The organism is Amylibacter sp. SFDW26, assembly GCF_009184395.1.
GTDB lineage: Bacteria > Pseudomonadota > Alphaproteobacteria > Rhodobacterales > Rhodobacteraceae > Amylibacter.
Window position 1 is genome coordinate 152,042 of sequence record NZ_WEIC01000002.1, and the last position, 14,488, is coordinate 166,529.

Sequence of the window (14,488 nt, forward strand, 5' to 3'; positions counted from 1 at the left end):
TTTTAGTTTAACGGCAGTGCTAAACGCACCTTTAAACCACCAAGCTTTTCACTACGTTCAAAGCCAATCTGCCCATCATATAAACCGACCATAGCCTGAACGATACTTAACCCAAGACCTGCGCCATCTGGATTAACAGGGGCGTTTTGTATTGTTTCCGCTCTGTAAAACTCGTGCGTTACTTGTTGGATTTGGCTATCGGTCAGCCCTGCGCCATTATCTTCAATCGATAGAAAAACCTGTTCCTGATCACGTACGCATGAAATCAAAATACTCTGTTGTTTCTCCGCCTTAGGTTTGCCGTACCACTTTGCATTGTCCAACAGATTGCGCACAATCACCTCTATGGCAAACATATCGGCAGAAATTACAATCGATGCATCCCCCACCATCTGCAAGTCTATTTCAGGGTGTGCACCAACGACTTCGGCAGCGGTTTGCCGGATCACTTCGCACAGATCGAACCGATCTTCTGATCCTTTCAATGCCGCCGTATTCTTTGATTTCGCAAGCGCTAAAAACTGATTAGCAACACGCACAGTTCTGTCGGCACACGATCTGACATTATCCAATTTCGCTTGTGTCTCTGCATCGATATTTTCCAAACTTTGCATTTGTGAAATCAACCCTGCAATTGGCGTGCGAATTTCATGTGCGTAGGTGTTCAAGAACCCACGTTCTTTTTCAAGCTGTGTTTTCAGGTTTTCGATCAAAGTGTTGATCGCAGCAACCAATGGTTTCAATTCTTCGTCCACATTTTGCGCAGGCAATTTTTCCAACTTATCCAAATCCGCATCCCCAACCTGACCCGCCAGAATATTCAGGGGTTTTAACGCAGAGCGCACAGCCGCAATCGCTGCAACCAACCCAATGAGGAATATAAAGAATAAAGGGATATAAATTGACACCAACAGCCATCTTACGGCAAATTTCCGGTCTGTATCGCGTGTGCCTACAATCAAGCAAATCTCTTGTGCACATCTGGACGAAAACACCCAATTGTCACCATTGATTTTTTGGATAAAATCCGCATTTTCATGGGGTTTTCCCAGAACCATTTGCCCTTTGGAAAATATAAGCTCTTCATGCACCCAGGCCGCCAAAATTTCATTTTCACGCCCCGCCAGATGTGTTGGCTCCAGAGCCACACCTTTAACAACTGTCATCCAGCTGTCTGCAACCGTTTTTGTTTGTTCCACCAAAAATTCGCGTGATTTTTTAAAGGCCGCTTTTTTGGTAAAAACAGCGCCCCCTATCCATGTGACAGACAGGATTAAGGTAATAGGCAAAATCAGCCGCGTCTGTATTTTCATGATTTCACGCTAGGGGCGGAATACCCAATACCGCGAATTGTTTTAATCACATCAGGCCAAAGTAATTTACGCAGTTGCGATACATAAACTTCAATCGTGTTTTCTGCGACTGAATCATCCCATGAATAAAGCGTTTCAATAATCTGTTGTTTTGTCTTCACACGCCCTTCAGCCTCGATCAAATACTGTAACAACCTCAGCTGGCTGATTGGAATGCTAACAGGCGCACCCGCAAGCCGCGCTTCCATTTTTTGGGGTTCTAGGACCAAATCGCCATAGCATATTTCTGGCATCGTACGCCCCGAACGACGGCGCATTAATGCACGAATGCGGGCAACCAATTCATCCATGTCAAAAGGCTTTGCTAAGTAGTCATCGGCCCCAAGATCCAAGCCTTCGACACGTTCACGCGGCTTATCTCGGGCTGTTAAAATAAGCACAGGAATTTCTTTACCATATGCACGTAGCTTTCTTAGAAACGACAGCCCATCCCCATCTGGCAAATTCAAATCCAGGATGATCAATTCAAACTCATAAGTATCAATTGCGTGTTGTGCATCTGTAAGCGAATGCACCGCATCAATAGCCAGTTCTGTCTTTCGAATAGATCTCAAAATTGCATCTGAAATCATCAAATCATCTTCGATAAGTAAAAGTTTCAATGAACGCGCCCTTATATTTGATCTCACACTCTTAAACCGAAAGACTATAAAGCCTGAACCTGATTCTTAGCTGAAAATTCTCATGTAATGTTTCACGATAGCTTTATATTCAAATCAGTTTCAAATCAGCTTTCAAACTTATCTTCTCGGCATGGATATTTTGTCCAGTTTCGCATTACCATGAGGATTTACCATGTACTTGAAAACACTAACCACGATCGTTGCTTTAGCTGCATCTCCTGTGCTTGCTGACGACCTGCACAACATTACAGAGCCTACAGAAAGCAAAGGTATCACAATCGAACCCTTGCAAAAAAGTGACCTTGTTGAACAGTTACCACAATTCAAAGGTTTCGATTTTCGCGCACGCCGCCTTACCTTTGCTGCAGGTGCATCATTTCCAAAACATAACCATGCTGTTCGCCCTGGATTTGTTTATGTGGAAAGTGGTGAAATCATCGAAAGCCGCAATGGTGTGACACGCAAGTTCAAAGCTGGCGACACATGGATTGAAACAGCAGATACAGAGCATTGGATCCGCAACATTTCAGACAAAGACACTGTAATTATTGCAGTTGATTTACCAAAACAAAAGTAAACCTATTTAGCAGAAATTTTTTCCCCAAACTGGGCATAAAAGGGTCATCCCCATCTTCTTTGCAACAGCCCAGCTCAACCAGCCCTTCGGGGCTGGTTTTTATTTGACCGTACGCATAGATAAGAAACCTGAAACCATTTCCAGCGTATAAAGTTTCCGTTGCAACAAACGTGGACTATGGGTTTTCAAAGGGCGGGTAACAGCGTCAAATGCGAAAACCACCGAAATGACAGGTCAAACTAGGTACAAGGGTTATCACCCCTTGGCAGGCTATATCCCACAACGGTGGCGCCACCTTTTATAACCTTAGATACGATAGATATGCGGAACCATTCGAATATGTCGCGTGGCAGCATTTTCGCACGCCTACTTTTTCTTTTTCCCTAAATATCCCCGCGCGAAGCGCATATAAACCGACATATCCATGTCGGTATTCTGGTAGGCAATACATATGATTTCGGCTTTGCTGTGTATGAGGAGATACATCATGCCAGAAAACATCGCCCGCCTACCCAACCTACCCCACAAACAAGAGCGTATAGATATGGCTGCGGCCTTTCGTTGGACAGAACGCTATAATCTGCACGAAAGCGTTGCCAATCATTTCAGCCTTGCTGTGAATGACGATGGCACGCAATTCCTGATGAACCCCAATCAAATGCATTTCAGCCGCATCAAAGCCAGTGACCTGTTATTGCTCGATGCAAATGATCCTGACACGCTCAATAAACCTGACGCCCCTGATATCACCGCATGGGGACTTCACGGGGCGATCCACCGACATTGCCCCCACGCGCGTTGTGCGATGCATGTCCATTCAATCCACGCAACAGTGCTTGCATGCCTTGCAGACAGCAACATGCCAGCCATTGATCAGAATACAGCGATGTTTTTCAACCGCTACGTGATTGACGAAAACTTTGGTGGTATTGGCACTGACGAAGAAGGGGAACGTTGCGCACAGCTGTTTCAAAACCCAGCGCATAAAGTGATGATCATGGGCAATCACGGCATCATGGTGATTGGCAATAGTGTGGCAGATACCTTCAACCGTATGTATTATTTTGAACGTGCTGCTGAAACATATATCCGCGCTCTTCAAACAGGTCAGACATTGCGTATCTTATCTGATGAGATTGCTGAAAAAACAGCTCAAGAACTAGATGATTATCCAGATCAAGCCGAAAAGCATTTAAGCGAATTAAAAGCGATCTTAGATCATGAAGGTGCAGATTACGCTGCATAAGAAAAAGGCTGATAACGTATTACCAGCCTTCAAATATATTCGATAACTTAACCGTAAAGTGGCGGTTCACCCATTTGCGCGTGAATTTGGTTCACAGTATTTTCCTGCAATCCCAACGCCACAGCAAAGCTGTTCAAGTACCGCGCTTCTGCATCGCTGTCCAAATCACAAGCAATCAGTGACATCGCATATGTTTGCGCTTCTGCCCCTTGTGGAACTTCGCGTGCCAATGCTTTGGCATCCACTGGGGATTCCATAACCTGATTTACAAATGCCATATCCTCTGGACCTGCATCGCCTAGGTTCTCCATCAGCGCCTTTTGTTCAGCCGCATCAATACGACCATCTGATTTTGCGGCCTGCAACATTGCTTTCAGCATCACACCAGCCGTTGCATCTTGTTCCGTGGATGGGGCGGCCTGTGGCTCTCCAAAACGCTCAAAAGATTGGTTCAGCATATCACCGATACCACCTGACCCTGTACCGCCGGCTGCACCTTTGCCTGCAAGACTGTCTAGCATGCCACCAAGACCACCAACGCCACCAGAAGAAGATGGTGCATTCCCAAAAACGCCACCCATCATATTTTCAAGACCTAAGCCACCGTCATTATCAGCACTCTGACCTCTAGCTTGGCCACCAGAAAGTTGTCCAAGTAGGTCACCAAGACCGCCACCGCCAGATTGTGTTCGACCAGCGCCGCCCAATTGACCCAATAGATCGCCAAGACCGCCGCCAGAAGATTGTCGACCGCGGCTTGCGGAGCCGCCACCAAGCTGACCTAAAAGATCGCCTAAACCACCGCCACCACCAGAAGACGCGCGCCCACCGCTTGTCATGCTTTTCACACCTTTAGCAACAGCCATGCCGATTGCCACTTTGGCAAGTGTACCCATTAAACTCATTGAATTATCTCCCTATCACTTCTGATAAATGATTTTAAACACGTCAAAATTGTACGTGATTTCCTGTTCCTTAGATATGATCAAACTTTACTTTTTCCATAGCGGAAGAACAAATAATATGCACTTGGGACGAAAAACAATGACATCACAGATGATAATAATAGCCCACCAATCATAAGTGTCGCCATTGGTTCAAACAATGCCCCCCCTGATATTGCCATTGGGACAAGCCCCAATACCGTGGTTAAAGACGTCAGAATAATCGGGGTAACGCGTTTTCCAGCCGCTTCAACAATCGCATCATACAAGTCCATTGTCTTACGCTCGATATCGATCTGGTCGATCAACACAATCGCATTGTTGATGATAATCCCCATAAGCGAAATCAAACCTAAAATGGCAAAGAACGACATTGGCTGCCCCGTGATATACAACGCCAATGGTGCGCCCGTAATGATCAATGGAATTGTCATGAATGTCAGAATAACGCGGCGTGCAGAATTGAATTGGAACATCAAAGCCAACAACATGATGGTCAAACCTAATGGCAAGCCAGCGCCCAATTTTTCATTCGTCTCCGCACTGGATTCTGTTTCACCACCAATTTCCAATTCATGACCGCCAGACAGATCCAAACCGTCCAACGTAGGTTGAATAAGTGCTACAACACTTGCAGCATCCAAAGTTTCGCTTTTGCCAGAAATAATAATTTGCCGTTCTTGGTTTTCACGACGGAATTGTGAGTATTCCAACTGTGGGCGGAAAGTTGCAACCTGATCCAATGAGATCAATTGCCCACCCGCAGGAATAGAAAGGTTTGCCAAATCCTCTAGACTATCACGGAAGTTTTCACTGGCACGTAATACAATCGGGATAGATTCTGATCCATCGCGGAAAGTCGAGTAGGATGTACCCGAGAAATAAGTATCCATTACATCAGAAATTTCTTCAGACGTTACACCTAATTCACGTGCCTTATTTTGAGCGATATCAATCACCATTTTTAGTGACTTATTACCCCAGTTATTTTCGTTTTGGCCAATACCAGGGACTGTACTAAACGCACCTTCAACTTCTTTGGCAAGCGCCAACAACTTATCCAATTCTGGCCCTTTAATCTTGATCTCTACGATACCAGATTCAGCACCACCCATGGAAAGGCGTTTCACTTTGAAACGCGCCGAAGGATGGTTTTCCAACAGATATTTTTTGGCACGGTTACCAGCTACAACAGCCCCCGCTGCATCTTTTGTATTTACCAAAATAAAAGCTGATGATGGGTTTGTATCTGCTGGGCTAAGTGCCAGATAAAACCGTGGACCACCGTCACCAACGTAAACCGTTGTATTCACAACTTCAGAATTTGCATCTTTATCCAACAGCCATTGTTCTACAGCCAAAGCTTCTTCTTCGGTCCGTTCAATGGCTGTGCCTTTTGGCATATCCAGATAAATCATATATTCCGCACGCTCACTAAGCGGGAACATTTCTGATCGCAGCCAGCCAAAGACGTTTGTAGATAGGAAAACCGTGAAATACGCCAATAGAATTATGGGTATACCAAACGGTAATATCTTTGAAATCACACTGCGATATATCACGACAAGTTTGCTATCACCCTTGGGCTCTGCATCCTTGTTTTCTTTTAACAGCGACACACACAAAAAAGGCAAAATGTAGTGTGCCGTAACCCATGATCCAAATAACATCAGACCAACAACAGCACCCAGAGAAAAGGCAAACTCCCCTTCGGTACCATTTAGAATGAACATTGGTGTAAATGCTGAAATTGTTGTAATAGATGCTACAGCCAGTGGCGCAAAGAACTGACCCCCAGCGCCAACTGCAGCTTCTTCTGCGGGCACACCTTTTGCAATACGACTTTGTATTTCTTCTACAACCACCAAGCCATTATCCACCAACAAACCCAGCGAAATAATTACAGCAGCAATTGAAATTTGGTGCAGATCAATGCCCATTTGTGACATGCCCATCAGAGCAAACATCAATGTAAATGGAACGATACACGCGATGACGAATGCAACGCGTAAGCCAAGGAAAACCATCATGACCAAAATAACTACGGCAAAGGTCTGTAGAACATTTATCAAAGCCGCGTTTATCGACTCTGTGACTGCCGTTTCTTGGAATGTCGAAAATGTATAGGAAATTCCAATTGGTTGTGTTTGTTCGTAAGCTTTTACTCGGTCTTTCAATTCAACGCCAATTTTCTGAACATCTTGGCTATCTGACATTTCAACCGCCAACATCACTGCTGGCTGACCATTAAAAAAGACGGGTTTATCATGGGGCTCTTGATATCCGCGACGCACTGTCATCAAATCACGCAATCGCACAAATCCTGAAAGCCCTTGGACTTTTGTCAGCACCTCACCGACGGCTTCAACGGAATCCAAATCACCATTTGCTTCTAGAATAAGTGTCGTGCCATTCGAGTTCAGCTCACCTGCTGGTAAGATCACATTTTGCGCGCGCAAATCATCAAGCACTTGATTGACCTGAACGCCGACAGACGCCAGTTTACGAGAGTCTAATTCAAGCCAAATACGTTCTTCTTGCTCACCGAAAATCGTGACCTTGGAAATGCCATCTAATTTGTATAAATCTTCACGCAAATCATCACCTGAATCTTTCAATTCACGATACGAAAACCCATCTCCTGTCACAGCAATCGTTGCGATAGACACATCGCCAAAGTTGGTGTTCACATCTGGGCCGATTGTGCCTTCTGGCAAATCACCAGCCACGTCTGACATTTTATTTCTGATATCTTGAAAAACCTGATCAATTTCAGCTTTTGGAACATCATCATAAACGATCAATTCAAGCTTTGCGAAACCAGTGGAAATAAGAGTTTGTATATCTTCAACTTCACCGATTTCACGTACAGCACGTTCTAATGGCGTGACAATTAAGTCTTCCATACGTTCTGGCGACATGCCAGGGAACTGTGCAGTAACAATAGCTGAGCGGATGGTGATCGCAGGATTTTCACGTTTCGGCAAACCACCATAAGTGATCAATCCTTGTAACAACAAACCCACCATAACCAGTATCGTGAGACGGCTTTTATTCAATCCAAATCGGGTTAGAAAATCCATGGTGCGTCCTACTCAGTGTCTGGCAGTAATTTGACTTTCAAACCATCGCGCAGGAACGATACCCCTGCCGAAGCAATCCTATCACCCGCTTTAAGCCCCTCGACCACAAGCAATGAATTTTCACGTACACCTGCAACCATCACCTCATGTGCTTTCACGGTGCTTGTTTCAGGGTCATACACATAAACACCCATAGGCGCTGGATCAGTTATGCGCTCTTTGGGTTCAATTTGACCTTCTTTGATCGCAGCGCTTAATGGTACGGTAAAGCCCGCACCCGCAGGAACGACGAACTCTATCGACACCTCAACAGCCATGCCCGCTTTGATAGATGGCTCAGTATCTGTCAACGTAACCACAACTGGGAATGATGAAACGGTATCGGCACGTGACCCCAATTCACTGACAACTGCGTCTAAGACAACAGATGGGTTATCAGCCAATCTTACCGTGGCGCGCTTGCCTACAGTCAACATGCTGACGACTTCGTAATTGACAGAAAATGAAACCTCGAAAGCATCCGTTGCATAAATTGTAGCAATCGGTGAACCCGCGCTTACCGTGGCAAAAGAATCTACATCCATTGTGTTTATGATCCCATTGAATGGTGCTTTAAGGTCTGCTTTTAAAAGATCTTCTTTTGCTGTTTCCAACTGTTTTTCAGCTTGGGTCAACTGCGCAGCAGCACGTGCCGCTTCTGTACGTGCATCATCGCGTGCAACTTTCGTAACGGATCCATTTGCCAGTAGTTTTTCCTGCCGTACCAAATCATCCGCAGCGTTTTCTGCGGTTGCTTTGGCCACATCTACAGCAGCCTGCATATTTTCCACATTCAGTTCCAAAGATGTTGGATCAAGTTCAGCAATTACATCGCCTTGTTTAACCTGTTCGCCAACCTTTAAGGACACTTCCTTTAACTTCCCCGAAACTTCAAACGATAAGGCCGAAACAGACGCTGGCTGTAGGACGGATGGAAAATGCCGCACAGTAGAGCGTTCAACATCCTCGATTAAAATCGTCTTTAACCCCCTGACAGGCGCATCTTCATTCTTAGCGCTTTGCTCTTCGTCTTTACATGCAGCAAGCGCAATGATCGTGGTTAGGAAAAGGATGAACTTGTTCATGGAAGACCCCAATATATTTGGCAGCTAAAAAAACAAGCTTAGCACCAGCTTGACGATGAAGAAAACAACAATTTCAAATACGACAGTATTAGTGCATATTCCAATTCAATAGCTATAGGGGCTAAATATGACAGTTTTATCTCAGATATTACTTGGCACAGTCATTCTTGTACTTTGCTCTCTTATTCACAGTGTCATATTGGTTTGGTCTATAAACACGCTCAAAAGTGTTGCGAGCAAATTAGAAAGCGGAAATACAAGTTTACGTATTGTGATATTCACAACAATTGCCCTCACATTTGTCGTCTTAGCGCATACAATCCAAGTTTGGGTATGGGCGATTTCATTCATATCCTTTGGCGCATTAGAGACACTGAGCGATTCCATCTATTTTGCGTTAATCACCTATACCACGCTTGGGTATGGCGACATTGTATTAGGCGAAGCATATAGAATTTACGGCGCTATGGCTGCTGTAACAGGATTATTGAACTTCGGGCTAAGCACCGCGTTCCTTGTTGGATTAGCATCGCGGTTTTTACCCAAATGATTTCAACTCAAAAGCCGCGCCAGCTATTTTAAACATGACAAAACTCTACGTCTTGCATGCATGTCACCGCATTACGAAAGGGTCTGGAATCGGGTCATCGCTTGTACGCAACCACACAGCTTTCACCTTTGTATAATCCAGTGCAGCTTGCAAACCACCTTCACGACCATGACCACTAAGGCCGTGTCCGCCAAAAGGTGCTATAGGACTAACTGCACGATAAGTATTCACCCAAACAATGCCTGCACGGATACCGCGGATCATACGATGCGCACGCGTTAAGTCTTTGGTGAATACACCAGACGCCAATCCAAATGTAGTGTCATTTGCGATTTTTAATGCCTCTTCTTCAGTATCAAAACCGACAACAGACAGCACTGGTCCAAAAAACTCATTCCTTAAACATGGTGCATCAGGTATATTTGAACAATCGATAATCGTTGGCGGGAAATAGATGCCTTCGCAATCAATTGCTGTTCCGCCAGTGATGACTTTTGCACCTAACTCAACAGAGTCTTCTATCAATTTAAGCGCATTCTTACGTTGGCCTTCTGTACATAATGGACCCACTTCAGTAGCCATATCATCGGGCGCACCAATAACAACAGCTTCGGCTTTTTGTTTTAATTGGCTCAGAAATTCGTCCTTTATATTATTTGAAATAACCAGCCTAGAACCTGCCACACAGCTTTGGCCGGTTGCTGCAAAAATACCAGATATCTGAGCATTAACAGCACTTTCAATATCGGCATCGTCAAAAACGATAAAAGGTGATTTACCACCTAGCTCCAAGGATGTAGACGCAAGGTTTTCTGCCGAGTTACGCACAATATGTCGTGCCGTATCTGGCCCTCCTGTAAACGCGACATGCGCAACTTTTGGATGGCTTGTTAAAACGGAACCACATTCTGCACCAAACCCAGTAATAACATTCAATACCCCTGTAGGAAATCCAGCTTGATCAAATATACGTGCGAATTCCAACATAGGTGAAGGTGCTTCTTCTGATGCTTTTAACACAACAGTACATCCAGCAGCCAAAGCTGGGCCAATTTTCACCGCAGATAAAAATAGTTGCGAGTTCCAAGGCACAACCGCCGCTACAACACCAACTGGTTCGCGGCGCAGCCAGACTTCCATATCTGGTTTATCAATTGGTAAATATGCACCTTCGATCTTATCAGCCAAGCCTGCATAGTATCTGTAAAACTCTGCTACGTATGCAATTTGCGCAGACGTTTCGCGGATAATTTTACCCGTGTCACGCGTTTCTAATTCTGCAAGGCGCGGTGCATTCTCACTTATTAAATCAGCAAGACGGTATAGTAACTTACCGCGCTGCGTTGCTGTCATCGATGACCATTCAGGCGAAAAGAAAGCATGATCAGCCGCATCAACAGCCGCATTCACATCATCAACCCGCGCTTCTGGCATCATAGCCCAAGTTTGTCCTGTTGCAGGATCAATACTCGCAAACTGTGCAGCACCATCTGAAAAGGTGCCATTGATATATTGTTGGAATTTTTGCATCGTATTTCCCTATTCAAAGGCTGGCATAACATCACGAATAAAACGTTCGAGCGAAGCTTTTTTGCGTTCAAAACTCATTCCGCTATCGATCCAGAATGAGTACTCATCATAGCCTAATGCCTCGTATGATTTTAGACGTTTGATTGCAGCATCAGGTGTAGCGATAACATTATCGCGCATCATTGCTTCTGGTGTATAGAATGGGTGTCCTGCAATTTCTTCATCACTCAAAGGTTTGATTAAACCCTGCGAAATAGGACGTTCATTTTTGAACCAAGCCCCAAAATAACAATAGAAGCGGTTAATTTCTTCTGATGCTAAATGGGCATCTTCGTCATCAGATGCGATATAAGTATGATTTAGCAGCATGATTTTTGGACGCGCAATATCAGGATGCTTTTCACACGCATCATTGAACGTTTGCATCAAGCTTTCGATTTCTTCATCACCTTGCCATAACGGGGTAACCTGCACATTGCAGCCAGTAGAAACTGCAAATTCATGACTATTAGGATCGCGCGCAGCAACCCATATAGGCGGACCATTTTTTTGTATTGGCTTCGGGGATGATGATGTTTTGGGAAAAGAGTGAAATTCACCGTCTTGTGCGTAATCACCTTTCCAAAGCGCTTTTACTGCTGGAATCAATTCACGCATGCGTTGTCCGGCTTCCCAAGCATCCATGCCTGGCTGCATTCGTTCATATTCAAAATTGTAAGCACCGCGCGCAATGCCCAAATCAAGACGCCCTTCTGTTATAATATCTGCCATCGCTGCTTCGCCAGCCATGCGTATTGGGTGCCAGAATGGAGCAATCATCGTGCCCGTTCCCAAGCGCACATTTTCAGTATGCCGAGCCACATCAATAAGATTTAAAAGCGGGTTGGGAGCAATGGTGAAATTCATACCATGATGTTCACCTGTCCAAACCGCATGCATCCCGCCCTTATCAGCGATTTTGCAAAGCTCGATAAACTCATCATATAATTGCTTCTGATCTTGGTCAGGGGAAACTCGTTCCATATGTGCAAACAAAGAAAACTTCATCTTTTAACCCTTTGAATTTACTGCGCGGACTTTCCCGCTTGTTTCATTTCCCACATAAACACCATAGTTCCCTATGCTGTTTTCATTAGCAAAACGTTCTAACATAGACGCCACTGCTGGGTCGCTTATCTGTGAAAGTACTTGTTCTGTAAGCTTTTCAAAACTGCCCAAATTAGGCAGTCCATCTCCTGCTTTACATAAAAAGGAAATGTTCTGCCTTTCACGTTCGGCGTCTTCAAAGATTGAATATACAAAACCAGGTTGTGCACCCAAACCAGTAGATGCGATCAAATTATTTAATGCAATAGTAGCGCCACTTTTATCAGCAGTGATTTCTGGCAAAGCTAATCCACCTTGGCCATCATCGATTAAAAGCACTTCGTCAGCACGCTCTATAATTGCGGATACCACCAAGTTTGTAGTTTTATTTAGCGCTTCAGCAGTTGCAGATGGTGTCACGTAAGCACCGTTTGCATATCCTAAACCAGGAGCTGTAGATGCATCATAAACTTCGACTTTACCAATTAAAATAATATGGTCTCCCGCCTCTACAATCTTATGCATGGAACAATCGAACCATGCCGAAACGCCACTTAGAATAGGTGAACCATGTGGGCCTTTTTTCCATGAAACTGCCGCAAATCGATCATCAACTTTACGCGCAAACGTATTCGAAACATCTTTTTGATCTTCAGCTAAAATATTAACAGCAAACCCTTCGGCTTGAGTTAAGGCCTCATAATTACTTGAGCTATTCGCCAAGCAAACGAGTAGCAGCGGAGGCTCTAAAGAAACGGATGTAAACGAATTGGCCGTAAACCCTAACGGATTTCCGTTTTTATCATGTGAGGTTACAACTGTAACGCCCGTCATAAATGTACCAAATGCATCACGCAGGCCGCGTGGGTCCATATAATCCATTATACGTCCTTTCTCACTTCAGGTTGTTTTAACCATTCTAACAGTATGTGGTTAACTTCGTCAGGCGCAGTCAAATTCACCATATGTCGCTGCCCTGGCAATACTCTATAATTCCCATTTTGCACGGCAGATGCCATATCAATAGCCATTTGGGGTGTGGAATTTGGATCATCGTCACCCGTAAGAGCGAGCATAGGGCAAGCAATATCTGACAATTGGTCAACATATGCCATATCTCCAGACGCGAACGCGCCGTATGCCGTTGCATAACCAAACAAATCCACATCACTTAACCAAACTGCAACTTTTTCACGTACAATTTCATCATCGCAAGAAAACCAACGTTTAAGTGGCGTTTCTAAGTCGATATTGCCTTGCTTAATCTCTGCAGCGCGCGCCTTTACAGCAGCGCGAGCCTCTGTTGTGCGTCTATAAACACCGTTTAATAAAGCAACACGTCGCACAAAGTTTGGATAAGTTACAGCATAGCCACCAGCAATCATAGCGCCCATGGAATGACCCGCTAAGTTGATCCGATCAACATTCAACCCAAGCGTAAAAGAATGAAACCAAAAAACATAGTCTTCAATACCAGCGCCTTCTGGCAAAGGATCACTTTTACCATGACCTGGCATGTCTACGGCTATCACTCGATACGACTTAGACAGCTCCTTTATCTGCGGCTCCCATGCGCAAGATTGCATACCCACACCGTGAATTAAGATCAAAGGTTCCCCATGGCCAATATCCTGATAGGATACCTTAAGTGGGCTATTTGACAGCTGCAGGGTTTTCAACGTCATGTCCTAATTCTTTTAAATCTTGATATCTATCACCAATGCGGTGATGTGGACGACCACCAATAGAAGCGCCAAGCGCAATGACGATTTCATCAGCCGCAGGAGCATCGCAAATTGATGTTTGGATTGTTAAATAGTGCGAGCGGCGCCCACCATCATTTTTATCCATCAAGGGAATGAGGAGTGGTGCATTTGCTGGGCCGCGCGTGTTGCAAAATGACAGGTATGATTTAGCACCAACAGCTTCTCGGTAATGATTACCAAAACGCAAAGTATGGATCAGCGCCGAAGCATGTTCCACCTCACCATCCAAGCCTACGATTGCAGATTTTCCATAGCCCTCAACCTTATCACCCCCACCAGCAGCATCCAAAATCATCTTGGTCAGCAATTCGCCCAAACCAGGTGCACAGTCGTTAATTGCGGGGCGTAGATCTTCGACAAAACCCTGACCTGCCCATGGGTTTTTTATAATCGCAATTGCTGCAATCATTTTTAGCGGCGTCTCAGCAATCTTACCGCCCTCAATTAGGGTATCTTCGACATGCAATAGTGTTTTGCGAATTTCGGCTGGCATTTTGGGTAGCTTTCCATTTAAATTAATCTATTGTATGATGGTATACCATAATATTAGAGTCAATACCTGAATATACCTTGCTGGGCTCCAAAG

Annotated in this window: 13 protein-coding genes; 3 read left to right on the forward strand and 10 right to left on the reverse strand. The window is 44.7% G+C overall.

Features of this window, described 5'->3' with window-relative positions; all coding sequences use genetic code 11:
• Positions 1 to 2 precede the first annotated feature (2 nt).
• Positions 3 to 1,313, reverse strand: coding sequence for a HAMP domain-containing sensor histidine kinase (locus F9L33_RS06985; protein ID WP_152142054.1), 1,311 nt, complete (start codon positions 1,311 to 1,313; stop codon positions 3 to 5).
• Positions 1,310 to 1,975 (reverse strand): response regulator transcription factor, encoded by a 666-nt coding sequence (locus F9L33_RS06990; RefSeq protein ID WP_152142055.1) that lies wholly within the window; start codon positions 1,973 to 1,975, stop codon positions 1,310 to 1,312. The genes F9L33_RS06985 and F9L33_RS06990 overlap by 4 nt, the downstream gene beginning before the upstream one ends.
• Positions 1,976 to 2,168: 193 nt before the next feature.
• Between F9L33_RS06990 and F9L33_RS06995 the strand changes: the two genes are divergently transcribed.
• Complete coding sequence (locus F9L33_RS06995) at positions 2,169 to 2,573, forward strand: cupin domain-containing protein (RefSeq protein WP_152142056.1); 405 nt, start codon at positions 2,169 to 2,171, stop codon at positions 2,571 to 2,573.
• A gap of 487 nt (positions 2,574 to 3,060) precedes the next feature.
• Positions 3,061 to 3,819 carry a class II aldolase and adducin N-terminal domain-containing protein gene (locus F9L33_RS07000; protein ID WP_152142057.1) on the forward strand — a complete coding sequence of 253 codons (759 nt, stop codon included), beginning with the start codon at positions 3,061 to 3,063 and terminating at the stop codon, positions 3,817 to 3,819.
• Positions 3,820 to 3,866: 47 nt separating this feature from the next.
• Here F9L33_RS07000 and F9L33_RS07005 read toward each other — a convergent pair whose 3' ends face one another.
• The 3 genes from F9L33_RS07005 to F9L33_RS07015 form a co-directional block, all read right to left on the reverse strand.
• Positions 3,867 to 4,724 carry a DUF533 domain-containing protein gene (locus F9L33_RS07005; protein WP_152142058.1) on the reverse strand — a complete coding sequence of 286 codons (858 nt, stop codon included), beginning with the start codon at positions 4,722 to 4,724 and terminating at the stop codon, positions 3,867 to 3,869.
• Positions 4,725 to 4,804: 80 nt separating this feature from the next.
• Complete coding sequence (locus F9L33_RS07010) at positions 4,805 to 7,846, reverse strand: efflux RND transporter permease subunit (RefSeq protein WP_152142059.1); 3,042 nt, start codon at positions 7,844 to 7,846, stop codon at positions 4,805 to 4,807.
• A gap of 8 nt (positions 7,847 to 7,854) precedes the next feature.
• Entirely contained in the window at positions 7,855 to 8,970 is a 1,116-nt protein-coding gene (locus tag F9L33_RS07015; protein WP_152142060.1) for an efflux RND transporter periplasmic adaptor subunit, read from the reverse strand.
• Between the two features lie 127 nt (positions 8,971 to 9,097).
• Here F9L33_RS07015 and F9L33_RS07020 point away from each other — a divergent pair, with 127 nt between their 5' ends.
• Positions 9,098 to 9,520: an ion channel gene (locus tag F9L33_RS07020; protein WP_152142061.1), complete on the forward strand. Its 423-nt coding sequence runs from the start codon at positions 9,098 to 9,100 to the stop codon at positions 9,518 to 9,520.
• 63 nt (positions 9,521 to 9,583) lie between these two features.
• Here the strand turns inward: F9L33_RS07020 and F9L33_RS07025 are convergent, their stop codons facing one another.
• The 5 genes from F9L33_RS07025 to F9L33_RS07045 are packed head-to-tail and all read right to left on the reverse strand — an operon-like array spanning position 9,584 to position 14,395.
• Positions 9,584 to 11,050, reverse strand: coding sequence for an aldehyde dehydrogenase (locus tag F9L33_RS07025; RefSeq protein WP_152142062.1), 1,467 nt, complete (start codon positions 11,048 to 11,050; stop codon positions 9,584 to 9,586).
• 9 nt (positions 11,051 to 11,059) lie between these two features.
• Positions 11,060 to 12,097, reverse strand: coding sequence for an LLM class flavin-dependent oxidoreductase (locus tag F9L33_RS07030; RefSeq protein WP_152142063.1), 1,038 nt, complete (start codon positions 12,095 to 12,097; stop codon positions 11,060 to 11,062).
• 3 nt (positions 12,098 to 12,100) lie between these two features.
• The gene (locus tag F9L33_RS07035; RefSeq protein WP_152142064.1) at positions 12,101 to 13,018 is read right to left on the reverse strand and encodes a flavin reductase family protein; all 918 of its coding nucleotides are present in this window, start codon (positions 13,016 to 13,018) and stop codon (positions 12,101 to 12,103) included.
• Complete coding sequence (locus F9L33_RS07040) at positions 13,018 to 13,821, reverse strand: alpha/beta fold hydrolase (protein WP_152142065.1); 804 nt, start codon at positions 13,819 to 13,821, stop codon at positions 13,018 to 13,020. Before F9L33_RS07040 ends, F9L33_RS07035 begins: the two co-directional genes overlap by 1 nt.
• Positions 13,790 to 14,395, reverse strand: a complete 606-nt coding sequence (locus F9L33_RS07045; protein ID WP_152142066.1) for an amino acid synthesis family protein — start codon at positions 14,393 to 14,395, stop codon at positions 13,790 to 13,792. The genes F9L33_RS07040 and F9L33_RS07045 overlap by 32 nt, the downstream gene beginning before the upstream one ends.
• Positions 14,396 to 14,488 lie beyond the last annotated feature (93 nt).